The sequence below is a fragment of the Corynebacterium sp. HMSC05C01 genome (genome assembly GCF_001807155.1).
Classification (GTDB): Bacteria; Actinomycetota; Actinomycetes; order Mycobacteriales; family Mycobacteriaceae; genus Corynebacterium; species Corynebacterium coyleae.
In genome coordinates this window covers 1-1,033 of the sequence record NZ_KV787964.1, presented here as the reverse complement: position 1 = coordinate 1,033, position 1,033 = coordinate 1, and the positions used below count along the sequence as shown (strand labels likewise).

Sequence of the window (1,033 nt, the reverse complement as noted above, 5' to 3'; positions counted from 1 at the left end):
GCCCGGGATCTGGATCTGGGTAGCCAGACCAATCGGCAGAAGCGCGATCAGCGGCAGACCGAAACCGACAGAGGTTGCGACACACTTCGGGACGTCGATCTCAGGGGTCTTGCCCTTGTCCGACTTCGCCGGGTTGGTGCCACCCTCGATCTCGTCCTTGTTCGAGATGCCGTCACCGTCGAAGTCACCGGTCGGATCCAGCAAGGACTTGCCATCCTTGCCAACCAGGTCAAAGCCAGCGGTTGCCTTGTCCTTCGAACCACCCGGGTAGGTGAACTCAACATCCACAGAAGGCTTCGCAAACGGGGTGAAGATCTTCACGAACTCATCCCAACGCTTACCCGTCTCCTGCTTCTGGATCTCCGGCAGCTTCTCAGCGATCTTCTCGCCGACCTTCTCGTAAGAAGGAGCCTTCGCCGTGACGACGCCCGGAGTCTTATCGGTATCGGTGATGAACGTCCAGCCTTCAGAGCCGTTGGACGGGGTACCGATGGCCTTGGTACCTGCCGGAACCTTGGCGTCACCGAACGGGTTCTTCGAGGTCTCGGTCTCGCCGGCCTTAACTTTCGTCGGCTCACCGTAGTCCGGGTTCACGATCTTCACATCGATCTCGCCGATCTTCTCGGCGTCTTCACCTTCACCCTTGGAGACGATGACCTTGGCATCCTGCGGCTTGGTGCCCTCCGGAACCGTGACCTTGATCTCGCCAGTCTCCTTGTCGATCTCGACCTCGGAGCCCGGGATCTCATTGCCGTCCTTATCGACGAGCTTGCCGGTCTCCTCACCAGTCGGGTTCTCGACCTTGCCGACGGTGTGCTCGCCACCGTTATTCGGAACCGTGGTGTTGGTCTCCGTGACCGACGGGGCTGGCGCCGGAGCATCCGGATCCTTCTCACCGACGGTGACGGTGACATCAACGGTGTCGGTGGAACCATCCGGGTAGGTCACAACAACCGGGACGGTGATCTTGGTGCCCGGAGTTGCGTCCTCCGGAATAGTCACAGTGATCTCACCGGTGTTCGGATCGACGGTC

1 protein-coding gene is annotated in these 1,033 nt (G+C 60.2%); it reads right to left on the bottom strand.

The window, feature by feature from the left end:
• On the bottom strand, positions 1-1,033 hold a 1,033-nt coding region (locus HMPREF3145_RS07815), incomplete at both ends, for a YPDG domain-containing protein (RefSeq protein WP_210384178.1).